Below are 25,379 nucleotides of genomic sequence, written 5' to 3'. Positions count from 1 at the left end.
TAATGAATATTGTTGTTGTAGGATTAGGAGTTATAGGAGGTTCTTTTGCTAAGGCATTTAAAAAAGCTGGATATGAAGATGTGTTTGGAGTAGATATAGATTCTGAAACTCTGAAAAAAGCAGAAGAGTTAGAAATCATCAAAAAAGGATGTACTACAGGGAAGGAATTTTTCAAACAAGCTGATTTGATTATATTATCTATATATCCTAGATTAATTGTAAATTTTTTAGAAAATAATAAAGAGTATTTTAAAAGAGGAACTATAATTACTGATACCACAGGAATAAAAGAAGTTCTTATAAATGATGTCTTAAAAATTATTCCAGATGATATAGATTTTATATTTGGTCATCCAATGGCAGGTAGAGAAAAAAAGGGAATTGATTTTGCGAGTGATGAGGTATTTAAAGAAGCAAATTATATAATTACTCCAACTGGCAGAAATAATATAAAAAACTTGGAGTTTGTTGAGAATTTAATTTTAGAGATAGGATTTAAAAGAGTAAAAAAATTAACTGCACAAAAACATGATGAAATGATAGCTTTTACATCTCAATTACCTCATGTAATGGCAGTTGCTCTTATAAATAGTGATGAAGAAGGTAGAGATACAGGCAAATTTATTGGAGATAGCTATAGGGATTTAACTCGTATTGCAAATATGAATGAAGACCTATGGAGTGAACTTTTTTTAGGAAATAGAGATAATTTATTAAAATCTATAGAAAATTTTGAGATGGAAGTGAATTTAATAAAAGAGGCTATCTTTAATAATGATAAAAATAAACTTGTTGAATATTTTAAAACATCTTCAGTCAGAAGAGAGTATTTAGAAAAATAGACTCTTATTTAAATTATATAAATTTAAAATTACATGTAAGTGGGTATAAATATAAACAATAACATATTTAATCATATTAGTTTTATTGTTACTAATGTAATTAAATATGCTATTGCTGTATTTATACCCTTAATTTTATTATCCTATAAATAATACTTATTTAATATGTTCTTTATTAACAATTTATAAAACTCAATTGTAAAAAAGAGTTTTTAATAGTAAAATAAAGTGAATCAACTAAATATAACTAGTGGAGAGGGTGAGGTGTAGCTACTTGAAATATAGTAGGCAAATATTAAAAAGTATATTAATAGCATTTATGGTACTATTCTTTTTTAGTGTATTTGCGTTTTTTTATATAAGTAATATGGATAATGTATTAGAATATGAGACAAAGAATTATTTATCAGAAATTAGTGAAGAGAGTAAGATTGCAATTAATAGTAAGTTGAAAAGTAATTTAAATGAATTAGAAAGTATTTCTAAGTTTTTAGAAATAGAAGATAATTTTAATTTAGAAAAAACTTTAAAAATCTTGGAATCATATAATAAAAATAGTAACTATAATAACATTGGTATGATTTTACCTAATGGCAAAGGCTATGCTAAAGGTATTTTTGGAACAGATTTTTCAGATAGGGATTATTTTAAGTTGGCCATTAAAGGTACAGCTAATATATCAAAGCCTTTAATAGATAAAGATACTGGAAAATTGACGAAAACATATGCAGTCCCATTATACAATAATGGTAAAATTGTTGCTGTTATTGCAGCTGATTATGATGTTGAGTTTGTATCTGAGTTTTTGTCTATTTCAACTTTTAATGGTGAAAGTTTTTCACTTATATGTGATAGCAATGGTGAAATAATTATACCATCTTATCACAAAAATTCAAATTCAAATATTACAAATCTTTCACAAGTTAATTTTAAAAAAACATTTACTTTTAAAAATATGAAAATATCGGATAAAGGAGTAGTAGAGGCTAAAGAATCAGGAAAAGAAATTTATATGGCATATACTTCTTTAGGAATAAATGACTGGTTTATAATATCAATCATTCCAAAGATAGTTGTATCTAAAAAGCTAAACAATTTAATGATGATTACAATTATTGGATGGATTATACTTTCATTTTTGTTTTTAGGTGTTATACTGTACATATTATATTCAAAAGCAAAGAGTCAAAAGACTATAGAAAAAATAGCATATACAGATCTTGTAACTGGTTATTCAAATTGGCGAAAATTTGAATCAGATGCTATAAATTTACTAAAGAAAGCATCACAAAATGATAAACATGCAATGGTAACATTTGATATTGATAAATTCAAAGCAATTAATGATATATATGGCCATAAAAAAGGCAACTCAATTTTAAAAGATATTGCAGATACATTAAATAATATGACTCATGATAATGAGACTTTTGCTCGTGTTAGTTCTGATAATTTTAATATCTTATTAAAATATAATACAAAAGAAGATATAATAAATACTATTAAAAAATTCATTATTAGTAATGACTTTGTAAATTTGTCTTTTGGAATCTATGAAATTAAGGATAAGAACTTATCTATAAGTGCATATAGTGATAGAGCTTCACTTGCGAAATTATCAATAAAAAACAATAGAGATATAAATTTTGCTTTTTTTAACGATGAGTTAAGGGATAAGTTATTACTTGAAGATAAAATAGAGAAAGAAATGGAATATGCACTTGAAAATAATCAATTTATAATGTACTTACAACCAAAATACAATATTAAATCAGATAAATTTTGTGGAAGCGAGGCACTGGTTAGATGGCAATACACAGAAAAAGAATTTATATATCCAAGTGATTTTATTCCTATATTTGAAAAGAATGGTTTTATTACAAAAATTGATATGTACATACTAGAACAAGCTTGCAAAGAAATTAGAACTTTATTTGACAAAGGTATTTTACCTTTACCTATATCTGTGAACTTTTCAAGAGTTGACTTTTTAAAAAAAGATTTTATCACAAAAATAGTTAATATATGTGATAAATATAAAATACCATATAGTTTAATAGAAATTGAAATTACTGAATCTAGTATGTTTGGTGATACGGACACTCTATTTGATGTAAGTAGAAGACTTCAAGATATTGGATTTATAATTTCAATGGATGATTTTGGGTCAGGATATTCTTCTGTAAATATGCTTAAAAATATACCTTTAAATGTAATCAAATTAGATAGAGGATTTTTTATTGATGATAAGAATATTGATAAAAGCCAAATTGTTATAAAAAGTATAGTTTCGCTTATTAAACAATTGGGAATAAGAGTCGTTGCTGAAGGAATTGAAACAAAAAGTCAGGTGGAAATGTTAAGGGAAGCAAATTGTGACATTATTCAGGGTTATTATTTTTCAAAACCATTACCAGTTAAAGAGTTTGAGAAATTAGTCTATAAAATATAGGTCAATAAATTTTAATTTGGAGGTGGTAAGTAAGTGATAAGAGCAAAATCGTTGAAAAGCGTAATGAGTATTATATTAATATTTTTATTCACAATAATTTCTTTTTCTGATTTTGCATTTAAAACTAATGTTCAAGAAGAAGAAAACAATAAAGTTAGTTTAAAAGAAATATCTTTACAAAGTTCTAATGCTATAAAAATAAAGCTAGACAGTTCATTATCATTTGTTAAGAGTATAGCGAATATGGTTTCATATTTTGATACTATAGATAATCCTGAGATAATCCCGTTATTAGCTAAAATATCAAAAGAATCTGATTTTCAAAGAATATCAATTGCTTCTCCTAATGGAATAAGTCGTACTAGCGATGGGAAAGTTGTTGATATATCAAATTACCAATATTTTAAGAAAGCTATTAGTGGAGACAGTAACATATCTGAAGTAGTAAAATCTCCTATTGATGGAAAAGATACTTTTGTTATAGCTACACCTGTATACAAAGAAAATAAAGTGATTGGTGTTTTATATGGTTCATACTATAATGATAAATTAGCTGAATTCATTGACATAACAAGTTTCAACAGTGAAGGATATATAGATATATTTGAATCTAGCGGACAATTTGTTTTGAAATCTTCACATACAAATGCTATAGTTGGAGCAAGTAGTAATATATACGATATATTCAAGGAAGCTTCTTTTGATGCTGGTTATAGCTATAAAAAAGTATATGAAGATACAAAACATAAAAAGAATGGATTTATTTCATATAAATACAAAGGTAAAGAACGTTATGCAACATACACACCAATAGGTGTAAATGACTGGTATGTTCTCTCAGTAATACCACAATATACTGTAAGAAAAAATATTGATAAAATAAATCAATTAGCATTTTCTTTAATTTGTAAGGTGTTCTTATTATTTATTGCACTAATAATATATATCTTCTATAAAAATAATAAATCACAAAAGCATATTCTAAAAGCCAATAAGGAAATATCATCTATTACAAATAGCATTCCTGGAGGAGTTCAAAAATGTACTGTTGATGAAAAATTTGAGTTTGAATTTTTAAGTGATGGATTTGTTGATTTGTTTGGTTACACAAGAGAAGAAATAAAAATGCAATTTAATAATAGTTTTTATAAAATAATACACAAAGATGATGTTGAAAGAGTAAAAAAAGAAATCTCTGAACAACTTTATAAAAATAAAACTATTGAATTGGAATACAGAGTTATAACTAAAAGTGGTGATATAGTCTGGATATCTGATAAGGGGGAACTTATAGTAGAACCTGATGGTAAAAAATATCTTTATTGTGTTACAGTAGATATTACCAAAACAAAACAATTAGAAAAAGAAATGGAACAAAAGAATTTAGAACTTGAAATGGTATCAGAAAATATATTAGGCGGAATACTTATAACAGAATTTGATGAAGATTTTACTATACAATATGCTAACTCTGGTTATCTATCAATGATTGGATATACACGTAAACAGTTAGAAGATGAACTCCAATATAAATCATGTAATCTTGTTTTTTATGATGATAGAAAAAAGATTCTTGAAAATTTAAGACATCAGTTGATTATTGGAAATATCGCTGTAGGTGAATATAGAATAAAGAAATGTGATGGCAAGATGATATGGGTTTCTTTAAAAGGAAGGCTTATTACTGATAGTGATGATAGCAAAAAAGGAATTTGGATTTTAACTGATATAACTGATTTAAAAAATGCAGAACAAAAACTTAGAATTAATGAAGAAAGATTTAGAATTGCATTAAATCAAACATCAAATATTATATTTGAGTATGATATAAATACAAAATCTCTTGTAAATACTAATAAGAGTATGGAAAATTATAATATTGATAAAATAAATGAAAATGTTCCTTATTCCTTAGTTGAAGCAGGAATTATTTATAAAGACTTTAGTGAAGATTTTATAAAAATGTATGAGAAGATAATAAGTGGAGAAAAAACTGCAAGTTGTGTTGTTAAAATAAGAGTTCCAGATGAAGGCTACATATGGAACAAAATTACATTAACTACTATTTTTGATGAAGATGGTAAACCTATAAGAGCTATTGGGATACAAGAAGATATAAGTGAACAAAAAGAAGCAGAAATAAGATATAATCAAGCATACAAATATCATTCCGCTATATTATCAGAAGCAATAATAACCTATGAAATAAATGTATCAAAGGATATTTTTATAAGGGGTAATGAAAATTGGTATCGACAATTTGGAATTAAACCAAGCAATGACTACTCTGAAATGGTAAAATCTATATCAGAGACTGTTATTTATAAAGATGATAAAGAAGTCTTTTTAAATACATTTTTATGTAGACATTTATTAGAAGCCTATAAAAATAATATAAGTGAAATAAAGTTGGAATATAGAAGAATGAATCAAGATGATAAAATGATTTGGGTACTTTGTACAATGCATTTAATAAAAGACTCTATTACGAATGATATAAAAGCACTTGCTTATATTAAAGATATCGACGAACAGAAAAATGAAGAAATTAAATTAAAATTAAAAGCTGAAAGAGATACTTTAACAGGATTATATAATAAGGGTACTACAGAAAATCTTATTAATGATTTTCTAAATTCAGAAGAATCAAATTCAGGAATTCATGCCTTTTTAATTATTGATATAGATAATTTTAAATCAATAAATGATAATTTAGGACATGTTTTTGGAGATAAAGTTTTGTATGAAGTTTCTAAACAACTAAAGCCTATATTTAGAAATAATGATATAGTGGGGCGTATTGGTGGTGATGAATTTATAGTATTCTTAAAGAATATTCAATCTTTTGAAAATGCTAAAAGTAAAGCAGAAAAAATATGTAATATATTTAGAAATTCTTATACTGGAAATAAAAAAACGTATAAGATATCAGGTACAGTTGGAATTTCATTCGTACCAGAACATGGAGCTGTATTTGAAGAACTTTATAAAAAAGCAGACATGGCACTTTATTATGCAAAGAATAAAGGAAAAGATAAGTATTCACTTTATAATGATTGTATATGTGAAAATAAACTTGAAACCGATATAAGTAATGGTAGTGTGAAAGAAGAAAGTCTAAAAGGTGAAATTGAATATGAAGATTCTAATCTATCACTAAAAGAAGTTCTTGATTCTATTGATAATTATATATATATAGTAAATCCGAATACTTATGACCTTATTTTTATTAATAATAAGGTCTCAAATTTAGACTTAGAAATAAAAATAGGAGATAAATGTTATAAATCATTATTAAAATCTAATATTCCTTGTAATAACTGCCCGATTAATGGATTAAAAGAAAATAGAGATTCAAAATTTAAAACAGAGACAAATATATTTGGACAAAATGTATCAATTGCAAGTTGGATTAATTGGATAGATGGAGAATATAACTGTCTTATAGAGTGCATAGATATTTCTTTATATAAAAACAAAAACAAATAAAAAGGATTATAGAAATATGATTAATTTAATATTGGGTTTAATATTTATAATTTACTATTTTTATCTTAAAATAGTTTTTGGTGGTATTTCATTTAGTGGATTTTTCTTAGTTATAGGAATACTATTAATTGTTTATCGAATCTTAAAAAAGAAAATTAAAGAAAAGAAGGTTTTTTATAAAGTGCTAAAAATACTAATTAGTGTTTTCTTAATAGTATTCATGATTACTGAAAGCTTAATAATCTTTTATCCTAAAAATAGTTTTGAGACAAAAAGTGATTATCTTTTGATTTTAGGAGCTTCTGTAAAAAAGACTACACCAAGTACTACATTGAAGGGAAGATTAAACACTGCTTTAAAATATTTAAAAGTTAATAGTGAATGCTATGTAGTAGTATCAGGTGGTAAGGGTAATGGAGAAAATATAACTGAGGCAAAAGCTATGAAAGATTATCTTGTTAGAAATGGTATAGATAGCAATAGAATAATAGAAGAATATAAATCTACAAATACTTATGAAAACTTTAAATATTCAAAGCTAAAGATAGAAGAGCATAGTAGAAAAAGAATAAAAAATATAAAAGTAAAAATTGTAACAACTGATTTTCATGTTCTTAGGAGTAAAATACTAGCATCTAGAAATGAATATAAAAATATTTCTTTTTACGCTAGTAAGTCAAAGCTTTCATTTGTTCCAACATATTATACAAGAGAATTTTTTGCAATATGGAAAACAATTGTTTTTGATAGGTGAAAGTGATATGTGACAAATAAAAATACTAGATATAAATCATAAATTTATATCTAGTATTTTTTATGTAAAAATCCAATGCAGATTTCACAGTATGAATTGACCTTGAAGAAAGGCGATAACTGGAAGATAGTAAGGTAAATCATAAAAGCGTGCATTTCTATATAAGATTTGCATACTTTTAATTTGACAATAAAACTTTGCAAAAGTTATTGACAAGTAAACTTGGTAGTGTTATATTATAATTGACAAGTAAACTTGGCAATAAAAGGAGAATATAGATGAATAAAGAAGAAATTTTAGAAAGAAGTAGACAAGAAAAATCAGATGAGGGATATTTATTCGTATTAAATAAAGGTCAACGATATGGAACTTTATTATTTGTAGGTATAATAGTACCGCTCATTATCTTAAATCTTATAAAATTAAGAACAACTGATTTATCCTTATTATTAACTATATTATGGGGCTGGTTAACTGGGAACTATTATGGGAGTTTTAAGGCATTAAATAAAAAGAGTGGCTTTATTATCCTTCTCTCTTCTATTATAACATTGAGTAGTTTTATCTATTACATTACACAAGTATTTTAAGAAAGGGGAATTGATATGAATAAAGAAGCTGTTTTAAACAAGGCAAAATTGGAAAAAAACGAAGAATTTGAAAACACAGTAAGTCAAAAAGCTACTGCAATTGGTTCAATTGCTTTAGCGATTATTTGTGGTGTTGTTTTCGCAGTCAAAGTAGTTGTATCTGACATGAGAGGTCTTGAAAAAGTAACACCATTCTATGATATTTTAGCTGTATTAACTGGCTATGTATCAGTTGCTTATTTTGTTGTTTACAGAAAGATAAATGAGAAAAAATATTTGCTGATAAGTATAGGGGCTTTAATTATTTTTGCACTATGTATTTTTAAATTCATTTATACGTTATAGGTAGAAGTGATATGGAAAAAGAAGAATTGATATTAAAAAATAGTTTGAAAGAAGCAAGGTCAGAAGCAAAATTATCTCAATCAGCATTAGCAAAAATGGTTGGAGTATCACGTAATACTATTAGTTCAATAGAAACAGGACAATTCAATCCTACTGCTAAACTTGCATTGATTTTATGCATTGCATTAGATAAAAAGTTTGAAGATTTATTTTTCTTTTAGGATGGATTAATTTATGAGAATAATAGTATGCCTATTCATAACTATAACTGCGAAAGTATTATTAACTCAACAAAGAAGAAAAGAAGTGAAAAGAGAAGCACTAATCTAAATAGATTGTAATGCTTCCCTTTTTTCTTTAAAGTACTATTGGTAAATATTCATAATATTAAGATAAATCACTATGAAAATAATTTCAAGTTTATCTTAATTATTTAAAAATATAAATGAAGCTTTCAAAAATCAATTTAGTTTACATAATATAAATATAGTTAACTTTTTAGATTCGCTTGTAGCTTAAACATCAAATTACACATTTAAATAGATTTTAAGGAAGTTTGTATGAAATATGTATAAAACATCGCGTGGTTTTATAGAGTGCATTTAAAATCCAAAATGCGGAGAGATAAATTTTGGCTGAAATTTATAAAAATGAAATTTATGAATTTAATTAAAAAAATAAAAGAAAAGTTTGCTAAAATAAAAAATAGAAACGCAAATATTTTTAATGGAAATTTATGCGATACAACGAGTCTTTAATTTGAAAAGGATTTGAATGAAAATAAAATTCGATAAATTCTTTGTGGTAGAAATATGGTATAGCTAAAACAAAAAATATAAAGTTTAAATAATTTAATGTAAAAACTATTTAGAGTGGTAAATTAATATACTTGATTTCTATAAATTTTAAAAATATAAATACAAATATAATGTTTATGAGAATCCTAAAAAGATGAAAAAATAATAAAAAAAACAAAAAAATTACTGACATTTCACTGACAAATAAACGATTTATGTTTATACAAGCATTGAAAAAACTATATTATTAAAAAAAGGCATAAAATAATATAGTTTATGCCTTTTTTTAATAATATAGTTTTAAGTATAAATTATATTTAATATAATAAATTTTAATTAGCCTAAATAGCTTCGTGATAAACCTGATTTGGTAAGGAGAGAATTAAATAAGTTTATTGGTAAGTATAAGTAACAAAATAATACTGGTAAATTTTACTAATGACAATTATAATTACTTTATACATAAAATTAAATACAAAATACTAATATTGAACTGATTTTTAAAAATTGTTAAATAAACATATTGAAGAATAGATATAATAGGAGAGAAGAGTCTATGAGTTTGATTCTAAGTGATATTTTTAGAACGGTTTTAGTAAGTAATTTATTCCTAATTCTTTTATTAGTATTTAGAATAAGTGTATTTAAAAGATTTAGTAAAAGATTTAATTATTATATCTGGTTTATTGTAGTTATTAAACTCTTGCTACCATTTACATATTATACTTTTACATTTAATACATTGAAATATCAAGATAGTATTAAAAAGATAAACTTAGAAAACTTTAATAATATTTCTATTTCTAAAAGTGGCATTTTAATATTTATTTGGATTATTGGTGCAATAGTATATTTAATTTACAATATTTTGAAATATATAAAACTCAAAAATTTAATTAATGATTTATCTTATGAGATAGATGATAAAGATATAATCAAGCTTTATGAAAATTTATTAAAGGAACTAAAAATAAGTAAAGATATAAAACTTAAATACACTTATGAAGTTGAAACACCTGCATTTTTTGATTCATGTGTTCTTTTGCCACCATGTGAATATACATTAAAAGAACTTGAATGGATATTTAGACATGAACTTATACATTTTAAGAATAAAGACCTTTATATTAAATATTTAGTGTTATTTTTAAAATGTGTTTATTGGTTTAATCCTTTTATGTATATTATGGATAAGATTATAGATTTAGATTGTGAACTTTATTGTGATGAAAGAGTTTTAAAAAATTGTAATATAGAAGAGAAAAAAGAGTATGCTTTAATTATCATAAATATGATGAGAAAAAAATTAAATTATTCAAATAAATTTGTAGCTGGTTTACATCAAAAATCAGATATTCAAAAACGTGTTTATTATATGTTTAGTGAAAAATATAAAGGAAGCACTGTTGTAGTATTGTTTTTATGTTTATTTTCATCAATAATGTATTTAAAATTAGAATTTATCTCTACAAACTTTTTGAATAACTCTATTTCAAATTCAACATATATTGAAAATAGAATCAAAAGTAAACCAACCTATGAAAAAAACATTAGAATAGAAAATCAAGATAATCATTAAATATATGTAATGAAATAATTTCTGTGTTAAAAGGTTAAGATGTAAGTTTAATAAAAACATTAAAAAATTTAATTTATATTAAGGAGTCATAGTTACAAGTAAAAGAATTTTATTCCTATTATGTATAAGGAGAATACTATTTTTTTATATTGGAATAATAATAGTAAATCTATAATATAGAAAAGAGGTATTTATAGTATGCATGAAAATAAAAAGAATCTATTAGATGGAAGCTTAGCTCAATATAATGATGCAGCAGTACCAAAAATACCAGTATTTGCTGGTAATGATATAACTTCAGAAGTTTATTATTTTAAACCTAATCAAGTTCTTAATGCCCATAGACATCCTAATGGTGAACAAATATTTGTGTTCTTAAAAGGAGAAGGGAAAATGAAACTTGGAGAACATGAGTGTGATGTAAAACAAGGTGATACTGTTTTTGTACCAACAGGAGAATGGCATGAAATTACTAATGGAAGCAATGAGGAAATGGTTGCTGTTCAAATTACAAAAATCAATGCTGGAGCAGAATACAGAGGATAGATATATAGGTATCTTTACGATACTTTAATTTCTATTTTTTAATATAAACTTTAATCTCAATTATAAAAAGAGTCTTTTAAAAGACTCTTTTTATAATTTTTGTAAGCTTTTAGTTAAAACTGATGCATATTTATTTTATATTTTTTATTGCATTATTTGCAAATTCAGTATTTACTATGTCTTTGTAAGGGGCTTCTTTGTCTAATTCCTTAGCTTCTTTCATAACATCCATTAGTTTATTTAAACCTTCCTCTTTTAATACAGGGTTTTGAGACCATGCATCTATTGACTTATATCTATCTACAACTGTTACTAAATCTTCTAGAGATATATCTTCAAAGAAAGGTTGCATAGCTTCGGCGATTTCTTTACTAGGAGCTTTTTGAACCCATAATTGACCTCTATAAACAGCATTTGTAAATCTTTGAATTAAATCTTTATTATTTTTCATGTAAGATCTAGTAGTAGAGTAAGCTGTAAATGGTATTTCTCCAGAATCTTTTCCTATAGATGTTACTATATATCCGCTGCCTTCTTTTTCCATGGCAGTTGCTGTAGGTTCAAATGCTGTTGTAAAGTCACCTTCACCACCTGCAAAAGCCCCAGCCATTACTCCAAATTGTACATCAGTTCTTACGTTGACATTGCCTGTTTTTAAATTTTCTCCAATAGTAAGTCCTTTGTCTTTTAGAACATATTCAAAAGTCATTAGTGGAACGCCACCTTTTCTACCACCTAATATTTCTTTTCCTTTTAAATCATCATAGGAGAAATTAGGCATCTTTTCTCTGGCAACTAAAAAGCTACCATCTCTTTTAGTTAATTGTGCAAAGTTTACAGCATAATCGTTTTTGTTTTGATTATATACATATATGGAAGCTTCAGGACCCATTAAGCCTACATTTGCTTCACCTGAAATTAAAGCTGCCATAGTTTTATCCGCACCTTGAGTATTTATAAGGTCAACCTTTATTCCTTCATCCTCGAAGAATCCTTTTGTAATAGCAGCATATTGTGGGGCATAAAAAACAGAATGAGTAACTTCTGCAATAGTTACTTTATCTAAGTCTTTAGATGAAGCAGACTTATCATTTTCATCATTAGAGTTAAAATCACATCCAGTTAAGCATACTGTGCTCATAACAATAGAACTTGCAATTGCGATTATTTTTTTAAACATAATAAATACCTCCCATAAGACATCCGAATAATATATAATATTAAATATTTGTTGTAGTTGTTACAAAAATATATACCTATAGAATTTATTTCTACAATAATTTAAAAATAATTTTTATATTTGAATTTTTCAAGTAATCGATTATATTAAATAGATTGTATTGATTATTTGTAAATTAAGATATAAAATTAAAACAGTAATGTTTTTATATAAATTATATAGGCACAAAATTTATTAATAATAGATATTAAATTAATTCATATAAATAATAATTTAATCTTATAAATTTAAAAAATGTTATTGTGTAAAGTAGTGAAGATTTGCATTTTATATTTTGGCAAATATAGTTAAACAAGTACAGTTAAAATGGAGGAAATTAAATGAAACAAAATAAATATGATAATGATGAATTTTTTTGTAAATACAGTGATATGGAACGCTCTAAAAAAGGTCTTGAAGGTGCTGGAGAATGGCATACTCTAAAAAAAATGTTACCTGATTTTGAGGGGAAACGAGTATTAGATTTAGGGTGCGGTTTTGGATGGCACTGTCAATATGCAGTTGAAAATGGTGCAGAGTCTGCTATTGGAATTGATATTTCAGAAAAGATGTTAAAAGAAGCAAGAAATAAAACCAAATTTGATAATATAAAATACATATGTATGCCTATTGAAGATATAGACTTCCCAAAAGATTGCTTTGATGTAGTAATTAGTTCTTTGGCTTTTCATTATATTCAATCATTTGAAGATATATGTAAAAATATAAGCAATTGTCTTTCAAGCGGAGGAGATTTTGTATTTTCAGTTGAACATCCTATATTCACTGCATATGGAGCTCAAGAATGGTACTGTGATAAAGATGGAAACAATTTACACTGGCCAGTAGATAACTATTTTATAGAGGGACTTCGAAAATCAAATTTTTTAGGGGAAGAAGTTATAAAATATCATAAAACATTAACTACTTATCTAAATACTTTAGTTAAAACTGGATTTGAGATATTAGAAATAATCGAACCTCAACCAGAAGGGAAATTATTAAATACGATTCCTGAAATGAAAGATGAATTACGTAGACCTATGATGTTACTTGTTTCTGCAAGGAAAAAGTAATAAAAAATAGTGGAATTTTGGTTGCAAGTGATTATGGGATTCTATTGGGTGACACAAGCTATATATTCAAAGAGGGTGAAAGCACTTGTTGCTTTCACCCTCTTTATTACACTATAAACATGTACATTTGACACTGTAAATATAGGTAAGGCATTTATCAAACCTGTATTTACAGGAATATGGTTACTTTCTATAACAATGCAAAATGAGAACTTTCGAAAATTGATTTCATTATGGAGAACTATTTTCAAATGTAAAGATGCTTGTTAAAGCAGTTTTACCAAGACCTCAACTTGTGTATTTCCATCAAAAGAAATATAATATAGCAATGGAGGTGTTACGCGTGAGCTATATAACAACAAAAGAACCCTTGAAAAATTGGGAAATTGCATACATAATAGTGATATGAAATTACTCTGCTGAGCGGATTAAGTAAACAAAAAAATGAAGAATATGTGATTTGTTTCAGCTGATGGACGATATAGAAATAGTAAAGTAAAGGATGGTGAAAACAAATGAAACGAATATTTTTGGTTGAGGACGATAAAGCAATCGCTAAAAATCTTATGCTTTTGCTGCACTCAGAAGGATTTGAAGTCACTCACGCTCCTACACGAGGTGAAGCTATTGCCATACTTTCCAGTAATAAATTTGACTTGGCGTTAATTGATATTTCCTTACCTGACGGAAATGGTTTTACAGTTTGCACAGAAATCAAAGAAATGCAAGATGTTCCTGTTATCTTTCTGACAGCTTCAGGCGATGAGGCGAGTGTTGTTACTGGGCTGAATATAGGCGCAGATGACTATATAACAAAACCTTTTCGTCCACGTGAATTGATTGCGCGAATTGGAACTGCCCTACGAAAAAACGGACGTTCAGAAGCGGCTTTTGAAATCTGTGGGCTTCATGTCGATATGGCAAGTGGCGTTGTGAAAAAAAACAGCAATGAGGTTTTTCTTTCAGCTTTAGAGTACCGCTTGTTGTTGGTGTTTATTAATAACCCCAAAAGTATTATCACGAGGAGCAGGCTCCTTGATGAATTATGGGACGCGGCGGGTGAGTTTGTCAATGATAATACATTAACTGTGTACATAAAGCGCTTGAGGGAGAAGATAGAGAGCGACCCAGCAAGCCCACAAATAATTCTGACTGTTCGTGGGACAGGGTATAGATTGGGGGACGATTATGCTTCGAAATAGAGAGTTTAAGCAGTTTGCTATTTTGTTCTCTTTAATGGCTGTCACCACTGTAACGCTTGGATTTACAATAAATATGGTGGCTGGAATCCTTTCTATTATTTCTGTTACTGCCTTTGGTTTAGCGTTTTTCTCTTTTACCAAAGCTCGATATAAAAATATTGCACAGATTTCTAATCAAATTGATCTTGTGCTTCATAATGCTGACCATCTGTATATTGGTGAATCGGACGAGGGCGAACTTTCCATTCTGCACAGCGAGATAACAAAAATGACACTATGTATTCGGGAACAAAACGATGCGCTGAAAAAAGAAAAAGAACATCTTGCTGATTCGTTGGCTGACATAGCCCACCAACTCCGCACACCTCTTACATCCGCGAATATTATTCTGTCATTGCTATCAAATAGCTCTGATGAAAATCAACGAAAGGCATTGGTGAGGGAAACAGAGGAATTATTTGTAAAGATGGATTGGTTGATTACTTCCCTATTGAAGTTATCTCGCTTAGACGCAGGTATTGTAGTTTTCCAAAGCGAGCAGATAGATGTGAACAACTTGATATACAACTCACTTCGACCATTTCTAATTCCAATTGAACTGCATAACATTGCTTTACAAATAGATGTGCCTAAAGGAATGATTATTCAGGGTGATTCGGGTTGGCTTTCAGAAGCAATTCAGAATATCCTCAAAAATTGTATGGAAAGTGCAGGCGATAATGGGAAGATTGAGATTGTTTGTGAGGATAATCCGCTATTTACTGAGATTACTATCCATGACAGTGGCACAGGATTTGAAAAAGAAGATTTACCTTATTTGTTTGATAGATTTTATCGTGGTAAAAACGCAGAAGCCACAGGATATGGGATTGGATTGGCACTCTGTAAAATAATTATAACACGACAGGGAGGGACGATTACTGCAAAAAATCACCAAAAAGGTGGCGCGATATTTGTAATTCGTTTCCCAAAGTGACTAATCTCTCACCTGAAAGTCACACAGATGTAAGTTGAAAGTTATATTATATGGTTAAACCATAAGAAAGGAGACTTACATAATGGAGTTCTTAAAAATTGAAAATCTATGCAAGGTCTACGGCAAGGGCGAGAACAAAGTTACCGCACTTGATAATGTTTCGCTTACAATAGAAAAGGGGGAGTTTACTGCAATCATTGGTTCATCTGGCTCAGGAAAATCCACATTACTTCATATCATCGGTGGAGTGGACGTACCAACAAGCGGAAAGGTGTATTTGGACGGTCAGGATGTATATGCCCAAAGCAATGAAAAGCTGGCCATTTTCCGTAGGCGACAAGTCGGACTGATTTACCAATTTCATAACCTTATTCCAACTCTGAATGTTGTGGAAAACATCACTTTACCTATACTGATGGACAAGCGAAAGGTCAATGAGGAACGCTTAAATGACTTGATGGACCTACTTGGGCTAAAAGACCGCAAAACGCATTTACCAAATCAGCTTTCTGGCGGTCAGCAACAGCGTGTTTCCATAGGACGTGCTTTAATGAATGCCCCAGCGGTAATGCTTGCTGATGAACCCACAGGTAGTTTAGACAGCCGAAATGGACATGAAATTATCAATCTATTGAAATTAAGCAATAAAAAATATCGTCAAACCCTTATCATTGTAACGCATGACGAAAATATAGCCCTGCAAGCAGACCGCATTATCTGCATATCAGATGGCAAAGTGACGCGAGATGAAAGGAGGTAGGTATATCCATGAACATTTTCAACAAAGTTGCACTGCAAAACATGAAAAAGAGACGCACACGAACGATTGTAACAGTTATCGGAGTTGTTCTGTCTGCTGCTATGATTACAGCAGTCGCTACACTTGCCATTTCCCTGCAAAACTATATGGTAAATGGTTCGATTGAGAAATATGGTGGTTGGCATGTTGAGTTTTTGGATGTTAATTCCTCTTTCGTACAGAAACAGATAGGAAATGATAAAGTTGCAAATACCGCAACATTTGAAAATATTGGCTATGCAAAGCTTGATGGCAACAAAAACCCAAACAAACCGTATCTTTTTATAGCTGGATTCAGCGAAAAAGCCTTTGATACTTTGCCTATAACTTTGATTTCTGGCAGATTACCTGAAAACAGTGGAGAGATTCTTGTTTCGGGTAAAGTTGCAACAGATGGTGGTGTCAAATTCGCAGTGGGCGACACTATTTCTTTGCCTGTGGGAAACCGTATGAATGGAAATGAGAAGCTTAGTCAGAGTGACCAATATACTGCTGGAGATGAAACTCTTGTTCCACAAGGCGAGAGAAGCTACACAGTTGTTGGTACCTGCCAAAGGCCTGTCTTTGAGGAATCTTCCGCACCAGGATACACATTGATAACCAAAGCGGATGCACAAATCAAGGCTGACAGCCTTAGCCTGTTTGTCACGTTGAAAAATCCACGTAAGGTTCATTCATATACAAACAGTACTGGAGACCATGCTTACGTTTTAAATGATAATGTGTTGCGTTTCATGGGTATTTCCGACAATAACTTGTTCAATATGCTTTTGTACTCAGTTGGTGGTATTGTGGTCGCCATAATCATGCTCGGCTCGATTTTTCTGATATATAATTCGTTTAACATGTCGTTGAACGAACGCACACAGCAGTTTGGAATCCTTTCATCTGTTGGAGCTACAGCAAAGCAGCTACGTAATTCAGTTTTATTTGAAGGTCTTTGCATTGGTGCTGTTGGCATACCAATTGGTGTTGCGGTTGGTATAGTTAGTATTGGACTTGTTATTTCTGTTATCTCCAAAAATTTCGCAAATGTTCTCTACACCAATGTACCTTTGACCTTGACGTTGTCCATCCCAGCAATCGTTGTTGCGGCAGTGGTCAGCATGGTTACCATCTTGATATCGGCTTATATTCCAGCTAGAAAGGCTGCCAGCAAACCAGTGATGGAGTGTATTCGCCAGACGAACGAGGTGAAAATTGAATCCAAAGCAGTAAGGATATCAAAGCTTGCACAGCGTATTTACGGTCTGGAGGGAACTCTGGCGCTGAAGAATTTTAAAAGAAACAAGAAACGCTATCGTAGTATTGTGCTATCGCTTGTTTTAAGTATAGTGCTGTTCATATCGACCAGTGCTTTGGTAGCTGATTTGAAACAAGTTTCAAATCAGGCATCAGAGGTTACTGACCAGGACATCATTTTTTCCACACAGGACATGAATGACAGTAAAATGCTACAGCTATACAATAAGCTGAAGACTACCAATGGTGTGTATGAAGGCTTGTATCAAGAACTTATGACCTATTCATGTGTTGTTAAAGTAAGTGAACTTACAGATGATTACTTGAACTATGAGGGTTCACATTCGCCATCTGAAACGGTTGATATGCCAGTAGATATGCAGTTTCTTGATGACAGTACGTATCTGAATATTATCAAAAGTCTGGGGTTGCCAACAGAAGAGTACACTGGGCAAAATGCAAAAATGATTGCCGTTTCCATGATGGTGGAGGATGACCATACTATTGATATCTTCACAAATTCTTCCATAAATCTTAAACTTACTCCTGAAGCTGATAGCAAGTCGAACACAGTCGATAGGCAAAATGTAAACATTTCATTTGTAAAAGTCGTGCCACCTGATTCTCCACCAGGTGTCAGAAACTCAAAGATGAGGAAAGCCTGCTTCAGGGTGTTGGCACCTTATTCGGTCAAAGATTCGTTTGAGACTCCAAGTATTTCTAAAGGAATTAAAAGCCTGAGTTTTAAATCAAAGAATCCCAATCAGTCAGTTGCAGAAATGGAGAAAATCATCGAGAGGGAAGGGATTACGGCTGAGTACAACCTGTACAATATGTATGGAATGATGGACGAAAACCGTAATTACATCTTTATTGCCAATGTGTTCGCATATACTTTTATAATTATGATCTCGCTGATTGCAGTAGCCAATGTATTCAACACAATTTCCACAAATATCAAGCTACGCCGTCGTGAACTTGCCATGCTTCGCTCTGTGGGAATGTCTGAACGTGATTTTCAGAAGATGATGAATTTTGAGTGTGCCTTTTATGGCATGAGGTCGCTGCTCTTTGGACTTCCTATAGCTGTAATTTCTTCCTGGCTAATTCATAAAGGAATGGTCAAAGATGATATAGATTTTGTACTTCCATGGACCAGTATCGGAATCAGCGTGTTTGTCGTTCTCTTTATAGTGTTCATTACAATGTTGTATGCCATTAGTAAAATAAAAAGAGAAAATATTATTGATGCGCTTAGGGATGATATGACTTAATAGAAAATAAAAGAGACATCTGCGTGATTGAGTTCAAATGATTCACAATTGTCCCAAAAGGCGATTTAAACATTGAAAATACAGAGTTCATCCTATGGAAGTAGTGTGAATTATACTAGGGGTTCTTATGAACCCCCCTTTCTATTTTTTGTATAAAAAAGTGGATGACTCAAATTTTTATTTTGAGGTACCCACTTTATCTATCATTTATTATATGTAAAATAATAAAACTATACTTCTACATAGTATATTTCATTTCCATTTTTTTCTATAATACTTTTTAAATCTTCAAACTTTAAAAATACAGTGGCAGTATTGTCATTTGGATGTATACCTATTTTATCCATTTTCAATAAATCTTTATCAAATACAATTTTTATAATAGCATCAGTATCATTTAGTATACCAAAAGGTGTTACAGCTCCCTTAGTAAGTTTTAGATATTTTTCAAGTCTTTCTTCAGAAGCGAAACTAAGAGGTTTACTATCAATTTTTTGGCGTATATCCTTTAAATCTGCTTTTTTATCCTTACCTAAGACAACTAAAAAGTGTTCTTTACCCTTAGAATCACGAAGGAATAAATTTTTTACAACAAACTCCATTTGTAGTGTTTTTAATTGTTCCATTTCATCAATTGTATAGACTGCAGGATGATTTACAATTTCATAAGATATATTTAGTTCATCCAATTTTTTATATACTTCTTGTTGAGCGTTCATAATTTCCTCCTGTTGGTAATTTATTTGATATATAAAAATAATATTATCATAGAACACTTTAAAATAAAACATGCATTATTATTCCGTACAAACAAAAGTCTACTACACTTTCTCCATATCTAATCATAAAATCTTTCAACAACCTTGCCTAATTTCATTTCAATTCTTACTATTATAATAATTCAGAATATATATATTTTCAAGTAAAAAATGATATATATATATAATATAAGCCAAAAATAATTTGAAAATAGAGCCTTAGTTACCATTTATAAATCATATAAAAAGAGGTTATGTAAGGTCAGATATGAAAAAACTATATTATACTATCTTTTCTTTTTCGAATAAACTATACTTTAAATATAGATATTTAATTTTAATAATTTTAGCAATAAATTATCTTAGAAAGGAATGTGCTTTATATGTCTACAGACAAAGTTGTTGGAATCATAGATGAAGAATTAGCTGAACTCGCTGGAATTAAATATACTGGTAAAATTTATGCTTCTTCTGGTGTTATAAAACATATAAAGAAAAAACATAGAGGTCAATTGAGTAAAGACATTTTTAATGATATACTAGAAACTATAAAAACAGTGCTAAAATCTCCTGAGTATATAGGAAGTCATCCTAAAAAACCTGGTAAAAGTGTAGAATTTGTAAAAAAACTTGATGATTATATATTAGTTGCTACAGAACTAGATACAAAAAAGGGATATCTATATGTCTCTTCATTATACGCCATAAAAGAAGCAAAATTAGAAAGTAGAATTAGTAGTGGAAGAGTATTACAATATGATGGTTAACATAATATTATTAATTTTTCCTAAAGCATTGAAAAATATTATCAAATAAGTTATAATATAAATATATATGTAAATATTTATTTATTAGATTTGAGGTTGGAAAAGGCACCCAATACGCTGCTTATAGGGTAGTTAATAGAGATGCAGGATACGCCGCCCTGCCAAATCTAATTAAATTTAAAAGAGAGGATTAATTCCTCTCTTATTGTTTTTTTAATTAATTTATTTAAAAGGGTTAAAAATATGGAGATATTTAGCACAAAAGAAATAAGATGTTTAAACGCTAATGAAGAATTGTATTTAGAAACTGCATCAAAATTTTTGATATACAGTGAAAGAGTAGGAGACTTATATTAAAGAGTTTTCAGATACTTATATTATAGAATTTTTGGAATGTAGTTTAGAATTCTTATTATATATATAAATACTAGAAAGAACTTTTTATTAGTTTTTAAAAATTTAGTTAGAAACTATATCATTATGGAAAAAAATGTATTATAATATTTAGAAATATTATAATAAGGAGCGATTGGATATGAGCTTATCAAAAAAAATAGAAGATAAAAGAAAAGCTAAACAAAGAGCTGAAAAAGCCAAACAAGCTAAAATTGCAACGGCTGGTGTCGTATTAGGAGCTGTTACTGGTGCAGTTGGAGGAGTATTACTAGCACCTAAATCAGGAAAAGAAACAAGAGAAGATATAAAAGATGCATCTCAACAAATTGCGGATAAAATAAACATGAAAACAGTGGATGTAAAAGGTAAGATGTCTGAGAAATTAGAAGACAGAAAAGGAAATTTCATTGAATCAAAGCAAAAGATAAGAAATTATATAGATAATAAAAAACGTGTTGAAGATTCTAGCGAGGAAGATAAAGTAATAGACATTGTTGAACCAGTAAGTGTCACTGAGGAATAACAATGAATAACACAATAACAATTAATATTAGTATAATATATGTATTATTAGCTATACTTGGGTGTATCGCTTTAATTTATTTAATTATTGTACTTGCTAAATTACATAAGATTTTAAATACTGTTGGAAATGTATTAAATGAAAATACTCAAAATATAAATACAACTTTAAATAATCTTCCTAGTGTTGTAGATAGTTTTGGAGAAGTAGGCGAGAATATGAAAGATGTAACAGAGGCTGTTACTGAAGTTACAGCAGACTTTCTTGTTACTAAAGACAGCGTTAAATCAAATATGGATGTCATAGTTGATATATTAACTATAATTAAAAATATTTTTTCGGATAAAAAATATTAATACGATAAGCTTTAGTATTTCTGTGAATTTAAAACTTTACTAAACTAATTTTACAGAAAATACTTTATAAAGTACAAATAAATAAAGATGTATCTATTGATGAATAAACATAATAAGTAGATACATCTTTTTATTATATATTTATAAAATAATATCTATTTTATAACTTACCTACTTGTCTTAATGCTAATTTTACAGTTTCATATCTATCAGCACCATTTATTATTACATCACCTTTTACAAGATTATTAGCTTCTCCACCTACAACATAAACTTTTTTGCCTAAACCTTGCTTATAGCTAGATGCTTCTACTACTAAAGCATCTTTCAATTGCCAGTATAAAATTTGAGCAGCAACTTTATCAGCATCCCCCTTATAAACTATTACATTTTCATACACTTTATCTCCCCCTTGAGAATTTGATATAGATTTATTTAATATTCCTTCTGCTATTAACTTAGCAACTTTATCTTTATTATTAACATAGTAATCTGTATCTGCTTTGCTATCTACAAAGCATACTTCTATTAGTATAGCTGTTGCGTTAGTGTGATTAAGCCAATAAAGATCTCTAACATCAGATTTTGCACCTCTATTTTTAAATACTGTAGCTAGTTTAGCATTTACCTTTTCTGCATATGCTTTTCCATTATTAGATTTATATATAGTTTCTGTACCTTCTGGGGCTGAAGTTGTAACATTTGCATTAAAATGAATCTGAACAGCTAAATCAGCTTCTTGTTTATTTGCTATAGCACATTGGTCAGCTAAATGATTATTTGATGCATCAACTTTTCCTGTATAAACAGTAGCCCCTCCTAATTTAAGCCATTTAACTATTAAGTCATTCATTATTCTTGTTTCTTTACTTTCGTTTATATATCCTACAGCTCCTGTACCTTTCCCAGTTAAAGTGTGCCCTGGTATTACTACTACTTTCAAATTATACATCTCCTTTATGATTAAATTTAACTTCTATTTAATATATGCACAATTTAAAATTTTGTTTCTTTTTATACTTTAATTATCTAATATAAAATATTTTGTAAAATTATAGAATAATATGTGTAAGTATTAAAATTGCAATTTTGTATATAACACATTGCTTGATTGTAATAATCTCAAGGCATATTCATCCATCCTATATCCAGTTTTATAGTAGATATGTTTAATTCCAGATTGAATTATGGCCTTAGTACAATTTAAACAAGGAAAATGGGTTACATAAATAGAACAATCTTTAACTGATATGCCTTCTTTAGCACAATAGTAAAGGGCATTTTGTTCGGCATGAATGGTTCTAATACAATGACCATCTCTCATCTCATGACCAACTTCACTACAGTGATTATCTCCAGATATACTACCATTGTATCCAGTAGATACGATTCTGTTTTCTGAGTTAACAATTATAGCTCCAACATAAGCTCTGTCACAAGTACCTCTTTCAGCTACTGTCTCACATAATCTCATAAAATACTCTTGCCATGAACATCTATTTTCAAGTTTACTTTCCAAACTAAATACCTCCAAATCTTATCTTTAATATATAAGATTTATACCTCAAAAACAGTATTAAAAACAAATTTGTTTTATAGCTAAAAATATAAAAGATAAAATAAATTTTAAATTGTTTTTTTAATAATTAAATCTTATTTCATTAAACTTTTTATAAAATTTTCATCATAAAATATGAAAACTGTCTTAATAAAATCAAGACAGTTTTTTATAATCAAAATTTATAACACAAGTTCATATTTTTCTTTAAACTCTTTTACAGCTTCAGGCCATGCCTTTTGTTCTGTAATACCTTTTTCTTTGGCTATTTTAATTGCAATTTCTCTTATCATTGCAGCTCCTTCTAATATTCCCATTTTCAATCTCCCTTCAAGTATCTTTTTGTACAGAATATAAATAGTGCTGAAATTTCTTACATATTACATCTACTACAATATCTATACAACATATAACTTATGAATTCCTTTTATTTTTATGCGCCTTTAACCGACATATAATTATATGCATTAAGCCTTAAAATTATGAATTTGATGATAATTATTTTTTATCTTTTATATACAATTGTGTAAGTTGCAAAATAGGGTAATCAGTATTTTAATTGTTCTATTACTTTATAATATACTCAATAAAAAATAAGATTGTATGATACATCTCCAGATATTATGGAAAGATGAATTGTACTATTGGATTTATGTAATAAAATCAGTAAATATCTAACTTATTTTACTGATTTTATACACTAAAAACTGTAGGTAAATTTGCTTTATGTTTCTCACAAATATTCCTACAGTTTCACATATTAAAGTTATATAGTTATAATTTTTTAATTGTACAATTCTAGTATTTCTAGAAAACTATCCTATAAATACTAGAATGATTAAAATTTACTAAATAATATTTTTTATTTATCTAGAATTATATATTTTTTCAATAATGTTAACTATAGCATACATTGCCCATGCACAAACAGCTAACACGAATACACCCATCATTACTAAATCTAACTTAAATACTTGACTGCCATAAACTATCAAGTATCCTATTCCATATCTTGATACTAAAAATTCTCCTACTATAACACCTACCCAAGCCATACCAATATTAATCTTAGTTAAGTTTATTAAATTTCCTGTATTTGCGGGTAATATAAGTTTAAATAGGATTTGTGATTTGCTAGCTCCAAAACTCTTTAACATCTTAATTTTTTCTTCATCTATATTCATAAAGTAATTATAGGCCGAAAGTATGGTAACAACAACGGAAATAGTTACAGCTGTTACTACAATTCCTTCTATTCCAGCACCAACCCAAACTATAATTATAGGAGCCAAAGCAGTCTTAGGAAGAGCATTTAAAACTACCAAAAATGGGTCTAATATTTTTGATAATTTTTCTGACCACCAAAGAGCAATAGCTACTAAAATACCTAAAACAGTTCCTATAACAAGACCAAGAACTGTTTCATATACAGATACTCCAATATGTTTAAATAGTTGGCCACTAGATGCATATTGAATAAACAAGTTGTAAATATCACTTGGTTTGCTGAATAGAAAAGTATTTATAACGTTTAAACCAGCTAAAATCTCCCAAATTATAATAAAGCCAATTAAAATTAATAGTTGGTAAAATAATACATTTCTTTTTTCTCTTTTTACACCTTTAATATAGTTTATATATCCTTCAGATCTTTTATTAAGCCTCATGTGTATCTAGCTCCTTCCATAAGATGTCGAAATACTTTTGAAAATCGGGAACTTTACGTGTTTTGAGAGGCGTTTTTGTTCCATCCATATTAAGTTCAATGTCATAAATATTTTTTATAGTAGCTGGTCTTTTAGATAGTATTGCAACTTTATCTGATATGCTTATTGCTTC

Annotated in this window: 23 protein-coding genes and 2 pseudogenes; 18 read left to right on the top strand and 7 right to left on the bottom strand. The window is 28.5% G+C overall.

Going from position 1 to position 25,379, the window contains the following annotated elements; genetic code table 11:
* Positions 1–2: 2 nt before the first annotated feature.
* The 10 genes and pseudogenes from IC214_RS07640 to IC214_RS07600 all read left to right on the top strand — a co-directional run bounded on the left by IC214_RS07640 (position 3) and on the right by IC214_RS07600 (position 11,394).
* Positions 3–842, top strand: a complete 840-nt coding sequence (locus IC214_RS07640) for a prephenate dehydrogenase (protein WP_227866440.1) — start codon at positions 3–5, stop codon at positions 840–842.
* A gap of 319 nt (positions 843–1,161) precedes the next feature.
* A pseudogene (locus IC214_RS21140) lies at positions 1,162–1,887 on the top strand (cache domain-containing protein); the annotation flags it as partial.
* A gap of 54 nt (positions 1,888–1,941) precedes the next feature.
* Positions 1,942–3,294 carry a putative bifunctional diguanylate cyclase/phosphodiesterase gene (locus IC214_RS21135; RefSeq protein WP_413926655.1) on the top strand — a complete coding sequence of 451 codons (1,353 nt, stop codon included), beginning with the start codon at positions 1,942–1,944 and terminating at the stop codon, positions 3,292–3,294.
* A 33-nt stretch (positions 3,295–3,327) separates the two neighbouring features.
* Positions 3,328–6,783, top strand: a complete 3,456-nt coding sequence (locus tag IC214_RS07630) for a diguanylate cyclase domain-containing protein (protein ID WP_227866438.1) — start codon at positions 3,328–3,330, stop codon at positions 6,781–6,783.
* Positions 6,784–6,799: 16 nt separating this feature from the next.
* Positions 6,800–7,537 (top strand): YdcF family protein, encoded by a 738-nt coding sequence (locus IC214_RS07625; RefSeq protein ID WP_227834344.1) that lies wholly within the window; start codon positions 6,800–6,802, stop codon positions 7,535–7,537.
* A 278-nt stretch (positions 7,538–7,815) separates the two neighbouring features.
* Positions 7,816–8,127 (top strand): DUF6442 family protein, encoded by a 312-nt coding sequence (locus tag IC214_RS07620; RefSeq protein WP_227436109.1) that lies wholly within the window; start codon positions 7,816–7,818, stop codon positions 8,125–8,127.
* Between the two features lie 15 nt (positions 8,128–8,142).
* A complete protein-coding gene (locus IC214_RS07615; protein ID WP_227834343.1) occupies positions 8,143–8,472 on the top strand; it encodes a DUF6442 family protein in 330 nt (109 codons plus the stop codon).
* Positions 8,473–8,483: 11 nt separating this feature from the next.
* Complete coding sequence (locus tag IC214_RS07610) at positions 8,484–8,693, top strand: helix-turn-helix transcriptional regulator (protein ID WP_227436112.1); 210 nt, start codon at positions 8,484–8,486, stop codon at positions 8,691–8,693.
* Positions 8,694–9,825: 1,132 nt separating this feature from the next.
* Positions 9,826–10,848: a M56 family metallopeptidase gene (locus tag IC214_RS07605; RefSeq protein ID WP_227483101.1), complete on the top strand. Its 1,023-nt coding sequence runs from the start codon at positions 9,826–9,828 to the stop codon at positions 10,846–10,848.
* Between the two features lie 198 nt (positions 10,849–11,046).
* Positions 11,047–11,394, top strand: coding sequence for a cupin domain-containing protein (locus IC214_RS07600; RefSeq protein ID WP_227436116.1), 348 nt, complete (start codon positions 11,047–11,049; stop codon positions 11,392–11,394).
* 130 nt (positions 11,395–11,524) lie between these two features.
* Here IC214_RS07600 and IC214_RS07595 read toward each other — a convergent pair whose 3' ends face one another.
* Complete coding sequence (locus IC214_RS07595; RefSeq protein ID WP_227866437.1) at positions 11,525–12,574, bottom strand: ABC transporter substrate-binding protein; 1,050 nt, start codon at positions 12,572–12,574, stop codon at positions 11,525–11,527.
* Between the two features lie 380 nt (positions 12,575–12,954).
* Here IC214_RS07595 and IC214_RS07590 point away from each other — a divergent pair, with 380 nt between their 5' ends.
* The 5 genes from IC214_RS07590 to IC214_RS07570 all read left to right on the top strand — a co-directional run bounded on the left by IC214_RS07590 (position 12,955) and on the right by IC214_RS07570 (position 19,182).
* On the top strand, positions 12,955–13,689 hold the full coding sequence (locus IC214_RS07590) for a class I SAM-dependent methyltransferase (RefSeq protein ID WP_227834339.1): 735 nt from the start codon (positions 12,955–12,957) through the stop codon (positions 13,687–13,689).
* Between the two features lie 515 nt (positions 13,690–14,204).
* Positions 14,205–14,891 (top strand): response regulator transcription factor, encoded by a 687-nt coding sequence (locus tag IC214_RS07585; protein ID WP_227834338.1) that lies wholly within the window; start codon positions 14,205–14,207, stop codon positions 14,889–14,891.
* Positions 14,878–15,867: a sensor histidine kinase gene (locus IC214_RS07580; RefSeq protein WP_227437332.1), complete on the top strand. Its 990-nt coding sequence runs from the start codon at positions 14,878–14,880 to the stop codon at positions 15,865–15,867. The genes IC214_RS07585 and IC214_RS07580 overlap by 14 nt, the downstream gene beginning before the upstream one ends.
* Before the next feature lie 82 nt (positions 15,868–15,949).
* Positions 15,950–16,627 carry an ABC transporter ATP-binding protein gene (locus IC214_RS07575; protein WP_227437334.1) on the top strand — a complete coding sequence of 226 codons (678 nt, stop codon included), beginning with the start codon at positions 15,950–15,952 and terminating at the stop codon, positions 16,625–16,627.
* Positions 16,628–16,635: 8 nt separating this feature from the next.
* Complete coding sequence (locus IC214_RS07570; RefSeq protein WP_227866436.1) at positions 16,636–19,182, top strand: FtsX-like permease family protein; 2,547 nt, start codon at positions 16,636–16,638, stop codon at positions 19,180–19,182.
* A 230-nt stretch (positions 19,183–19,412) separates the two neighbouring features.
* On the opposite strand, the gene IC214_RS07565 is transcribed toward IC214_RS07570, so the two are convergent.
* Positions 19,413–19,901, bottom strand: coding sequence for a prolyl-tRNA synthetase associated domain-containing protein (locus tag IC214_RS07565; RefSeq protein WP_255613145.1), 489 nt, complete (start codon positions 19,899–19,901; stop codon positions 19,413–19,415).
* A gap of 422 nt (positions 19,902–20,323) precedes the next feature.
* On the opposite strand from IC214_RS07565, the gene IC214_RS07560 reads away from it, so the two are divergent.
* The 3 genes from IC214_RS07560 to IC214_RS07550 all read left to right on the top strand — a co-directional run bounded on the left by IC214_RS07560 (position 20,324) and on the right by IC214_RS07550 (position 21,982).
* The gene (locus IC214_RS07560) at positions 20,324–20,707 is read left to right on the top strand and encodes a PBECR2 nuclease fold domain-containing protein (RefSeq protein WP_227830545.1); all 384 of its coding nucleotides are present in this window, start codon (positions 20,324–20,326) and stop codon (positions 20,705–20,707) included.
* A gap of 535 nt (positions 20,708–21,242) precedes the next feature.
* On the top strand, positions 21,243–21,626 hold the full coding sequence (locus tag IC214_RS07555; RefSeq protein ID WP_227482660.1) for a YtxH domain-containing protein: 384 nt from the start codon (positions 21,243–21,245) through the stop codon (positions 21,624–21,626).
* Positions 21,627–21,628: 2 nt separating this feature from the next.
* Positions 21,629–21,982 (top strand): hypothetical protein, encoded by a 354-nt coding sequence (locus tag IC214_RS07550; protein WP_227435212.1) that lies wholly within the window; start codon positions 21,629–21,631, stop codon positions 21,980–21,982.
* 160 nt (positions 21,983–22,142) lie between these two features.
* Here the strand turns inward: IC214_RS07550 and IC214_RS07545 are convergent, their stop codons facing one another.
* The 5 genes and pseudogenes from IC214_RS07545 to IC214_RS07530 form a co-directional block, all read right to left on the bottom strand.
* On the bottom strand, positions 22,143–22,934 hold the full coding sequence (locus IC214_RS07545) for an N-acetylmuramoyl-L-alanine amidase (RefSeq protein ID WP_227435210.1): 792 nt from the start codon (positions 22,932–22,934) through the stop codon (positions 22,143–22,145).
* Positions 22,935–23,057: 123 nt separating this feature from the next.
* Complete coding sequence (locus IC214_RS07540; RefSeq protein WP_227435208.1) at positions 23,058–23,501, bottom strand: deoxycytidylate deaminase; 444 nt, start codon at positions 23,499–23,501, stop codon at positions 23,058–23,060.
* Between the two features lie 221 nt (positions 23,502–23,722).
* A complete protein-coding gene (locus IC214_RS20845; protein ID WP_009889851.1) occupies positions 23,723–23,857 on the bottom strand; it encodes a hypothetical protein in 135 nt (44 codons plus the stop codon).
* Positions 23,858–24,406: 549 nt separating this feature from the next.
* On the bottom strand, positions 24,407–25,207 hold the full coding sequence (locus IC214_RS07535) for an ABC transporter permease (RefSeq protein ID WP_227866435.1): 801 nt from the start codon (positions 25,205–25,207) through the stop codon (positions 24,407–24,409).
* A pseudogene (locus tag IC214_RS07530) lies at positions 25,197–25,379 on the bottom strand (ABC transporter ATP-binding protein); the annotation flags it as partial. The pseudogene IC214_RS07530 and the gene IC214_RS07535, both read right to left, overlap by 11 nt.

Source organism: Clostridioides sp. ES-S-0190-01 (assembly GCF_020658275.1).
GTDB lineage: Bacteria > Bacillota > Clostridia > Peptostreptococcales > Peptostreptococcaceae > Clostridioides.
Note: the sequence above shows the minus strand (reverse complement) of the source record. Positions and strands in the feature narration are given on the sequence as shown.

Coding starts and splice junctions, on each gene's coding strand:
- IC214_RS07640 (WP_227866440.1), top strand. CDS start 3: ATGAATATTGTTGTTGTAGGATTAGGAGTTATAGGAGGTTCTTTTGCT.
- IC214_RS21135 (WP_413926655.1), top strand. CDS start 1,942: ATGATGATTACAATTATTGGATGGATTATACTTTCATTTTTGTTTTTA.
- IC214_RS07625 (WP_227834344.1), top strand. CDS start 6,800: ATGATTAATTTAATATTGGGTTTAATATTTATAATTTACTATTTTTAT.
- IC214_RS07620 (WP_227436109.1), top strand. CDS start 7,816: ATGAATAAAGAAGAAATTTTAGAAAGAAGTAGACAAGAAAAATCAGAT.
- IC214_RS07615 (WP_227834343.1), top strand. CDS start 8,143: ATGAATAAAGAAGCTGTTTTAAACAAGGCAAAATTGGAAAAAAACGAA.
- IC214_RS07610 (WP_227436112.1), top strand. CDS start 8,484: ATGGAAAAAGAAGAATTGATATTAAAAAATAGTTTGAAAGAAGCAAGG.
- IC214_RS07605 (WP_227483101.1), top strand. CDS start 9,826: ATGAGTTTGATTCTAAGTGATATTTTTAGAACGGTTTTAGTAAGTAAT.
- IC214_RS07600 (WP_227436116.1), top strand. CDS start 11,047: ATGCATGAAAATAAAAAGAATCTATTAGATGGAAGCTTAGCTCAATAT.
- IC214_RS07595 (WP_227866437.1), bottom strand. CDS start 12,574: ATGTTTAAAAAAATAATCGCAATTGCAAGTTCTATTGTTATGAGCACA.
- IC214_RS07590 (WP_227834339.1), top strand. CDS start 12,955: ATGAAACAAAATAAATATGATAATGATGAATTTTTTTGTAAATACAGT.
- IC214_RS07585 (WP_227834338.1), top strand. CDS start 14,205: ATGAAACGAATATTTTTGGTTGAGGACGATAAAGCAATCGCTAAAAAT.
- IC214_RS07580 (WP_227437332.1), top strand. CDS start 14,878: ATGCTTCGAAATAGAGAGTTTAAGCAGTTTGCTATTTTGTTCTCTTTA.
- IC214_RS07575 (WP_227437334.1), top strand. CDS start 15,950: ATGGAGTTCTTAAAAATTGAAAATCTATGCAAGGTCTACGGCAAGGGC.
- IC214_RS07570 (WP_227866436.1), top strand. CDS start 16,636: ATGAACATTTTCAACAAAGTTGCACTGCAAAACATGAAAAAGAGACGC.
- IC214_RS07565 (WP_255613145.1), bottom strand. CDS start 19,901: ATGAACGCTCAACAAGAAGTATATAAAAAATTGGATGAACTAAATATA.
- IC214_RS07560 (WP_227830545.1), top strand. CDS start 20,324: ATGTCTACAGACAAAGTTGTTGGAATCATAGATGAAGAATTAGCTGAA.
- IC214_RS07555 (WP_227482660.1), top strand. CDS start 21,243: ATGAGCTTATCAAAAAAAATAGAAGATAAAAGAAAAGCTAAACAAAGA.
- IC214_RS07550 (WP_227435212.1), top strand. CDS start 21,629: ATGAATAACACAATAACAATTAATATTAGTATAATATATGTATTATTA.
- IC214_RS07545 (WP_227435210.1), bottom strand. CDS start 22,934: ATGTATAATTTGAAAGTAGTAGTAATACCAGGGCACACTTTAACTGGG.
- IC214_RS20845 (WP_009889851.1), bottom strand. CDS start 23,857: ATGGGAATATTAGAAGGAGCTGCAATGATAAGAGAAATTGCAATTAAA.
- IC214_RS07535 (WP_227866435.1), bottom strand. CDS start 25,207: ATGAGGCTTAATAAAAGATCTGAAGGATATATAAACTATATTAAAGGT.